The sequence below is a fragment of the Cyanobium sp. LEGE 06143 genome (assembly GCF_015207535.1).
Classification (GTDB): Bacteria; Cyanobacteriota; Cyanobacteriia; order PCC-6307; family Cyanobiaceae; genus NIES-981.
Genome location: NZ_JADEWP010000286.1, coordinates 1 through 2,159, shown reverse-complemented (window position 1 = coordinate 2,159; position 2,159 = coordinate 1). Strand labels below are relative to the sequence as shown.

The window sequence follows — 2,159 nt, the reverse complement described above, 5'->3', positions numbered from 1 at the left end:
GATGGCGTCTGCCGGGCCGTGCTCTGGGACGTGGTGGTGGCGGGCGATCTGCAGGGGCGGGGCCTGGGCCGCCAGGTGGTGGCGGGCCTGCTCAGCGATCCGCACCTGCAGCGGGTGGAGCGGGTGTATCTGATGACCACCAAGAGKGCCGGCTTCTACGAGCAGCTCGGCTTCCACAGGGTGGAGAGCCAGGACTTGCTGGCGCACCATCCCCTGGAGACCTCGCCCTCCCAMCGGGTCGGACCCGGCCCTGAGCAGGTCTGATGGCCTGCCAAGCAGGCCTGCTGGTCAACCAGCAGGCCTGCGCCGAGAAGGAGACGGTGCTCAGTGGCTCACAGCCTTGAGGTCCTGCACGGTGCCGGTGTTCGAGACCAGACAACGATACTTTTGATTGGTTGATCCTCCACGCTCCCCAATCGCCCGGACAACCACCACAGAATTGGGCTTTTCATACTTGGTTCGCGTGACCTGCAGGTCACGAACATTACCTCCATAGAGATCATTGACACGGGCCATGCAGGCCGACTTCGACTGCTCACTCACAGCCGCACCTGCGTGGCCGTGGGAGGAACCAGAAGAAGCCATGGTCAGCTCTTGCACTTGGCCACGATTGGAGACAAGACACTTCCAGGATTCCGCCTTGTTCGTGCCGCGGACCCGTAGGGCCTTGACCATCACGATGGAGTTGGCTTCGGAAAACTCACTGCTGGCCACCTTCAGATCACCAACGTTGCCTCCATAGTTTGAATTCACAGCCGTCAGACAAGCTGTGGTTGCGGCCGCGGGCACCTCAGCCGCCCTGATGCTGATCGGAGCAGCCATCACCAAACCCGAGGCGGCAAGCACCACCATGCCAATGTCAACTTTCATGGCGCTGCCTCAGTGGTTCAGCTTGCACGGTACCAATCCATGCAGCCACTGCAAGATATTTGCCAGGGCTTATCAATCAGTCTGGAAGGCAACCACTAGCCGGGCAGGCCTGCCATCAGGCTGCCCATTTCGAGCGCCTGCAGGCCATAGCTCCAGCCCAGGTTGCTCTTGATGCCGGCCCGCTCCAGGGCCTGCTGCATCGTGTCGGTGGTGAGCACGCCAAAGATCACCGGCACACCGCTCTGGCGGCTCACCGCTGCCACACCCTTGCTCACCTCACTCACCACCACATCGAAGTGGGGCGTATCGCCGCGGATCACAGCCCCCAGGGTCACCACCACCTGATAGCGGCCGCTTGCCGCCAGGCGCTGGGCCACCAGGGGGATCTCAAAGCTGCCGGGCACCCAGGCCACATCCAGCTGGGCGCTGCTGGCGGAGGTGTCGATGCCATGGCGACCAAGGCAGTCGAGACAGCCGCTCAGCAGCTTCGCTGTGACCAGATCGTTGAAGCGGGCCACCACCACGCCGATCCGGAGGGACTCGGCACCGACGAAGCGGCCCTCGAAAATTGCCACAGGCAGGCGCCACAGCAGTGACGCGGCAAGGTGGCTTCAGGTTAGAAGGCGCGCTGCTGAGGCGGCTTCAGACCACGAAGTAGCTCATGCCCCAGTTCACCAGCACCAGGGCCAACCAGGCGATGCCACCGATCAGGATCAGACGGTTGGAGCGGCCGCTGTCTTCGCTGGTGGCGTAGAGCACGGGCACCGCCACGATCAGGGCGAAGGACATCACCACCAGGGCCAGAACGGTGAGCGTGTTGAGGATCTGCATGGATCTGCGGCGTCGCCGGGCCGGTCAGTGCCGGGATTCTCACACGCAGGCCCGGGGTCTCCGGCGCGGCCAGCCCCGATCCTTCACAAGTTGTCGGGCTCCGGGATCGGGCAGCTGGGGCCCCGGCGGCGCAGGCAGCTGCAGCGATCGACCTACGATCAAACGGCCTCCAGCGCAGCGCCGTGGCCGCGGAAGCCGACCAGCAGCTTTCGCTCATGCCCGAGCCCGTCCTGCAGGGCTCCCTGTTCGCCGAGATCCACGGCCCGGGGCAGGCCGGTGCCAGCGGCGAGGCCGCAGATGGGGACACTGCGGCAGGCGAGACGGCGGCAACTGAGCCAGCCACGGCTCCTGACCCGCTTGCTGCCGCCGCCGCCCGACCGCGGCAGCGGGCGGCACGAGTCCGCCCTGCGGGACCTGAACCAGGCGAGGCCGGCGGCCGAGGCGCCCCCCCCCCTGTC

Annotated in this window: 5 protein-coding genes; 1 reads left to right on the top strand and 4 read right to left on the bottom strand. The window is 65.7% G+C overall.

Annotated features, from left to right (window positions below):
• A partial coding sequence (locus IQ216_RS13605) for a GNAT family N-acetyltransferase (protein ID WP_193815893.1) occupies window positions 1–264 on the top strand: 264 nt, incomplete at its 5' end.
• A gap of 60 nt (window positions 265–324) precedes the next feature.
• Here IQ216_RS13605 and IQ216_RS13600 read toward each other — a convergent pair.
• The 4 genes from IQ216_RS13600 to IQ216_RS14360 all read right to left on the bottom strand — a co-directional run.
• Window positions 325–870 (bottom strand): hypothetical protein, encoded by a 546-nt coding sequence (locus IQ216_RS13600; protein WP_193815892.1) that lies wholly within the window; start codon window positions 868–870, stop codon window positions 325–327.
• Between the two features lie 95 nt (window positions 871–965).
• The gene (ribH, locus tag IQ216_RS13595; protein WP_186697991.1) at window positions 966–1,445 is read right to left on the bottom strand and encodes a 6,7-dimethyl-8-ribityllumazine synthase; all 480 of its coding nucleotides are present in this window, start codon (window positions 1,443–1,445) and stop codon (window positions 966–968) included.
• A 67-nt stretch (window positions 1,446–1,512) separates the two neighbouring features.
• Window positions 1,513–1,701: a photosystem II reaction center protein PsbZ gene (psbZ, locus tag IQ216_RS13590; protein ID WP_186697989.1), complete on the bottom strand. Its 189-nt coding sequence runs from the start codon at window positions 1,699–1,701 to the stop codon at window positions 1,513–1,515.
• A gap of 158 nt (window positions 1,702–1,859) precedes the next feature.
• Window positions 1,860–2,159 (bottom strand): hypothetical protein (locus IQ216_RS14360; RefSeq protein ID WP_228007537.1); only part of this gene is annotated, 300 nt, incomplete at its 5' end.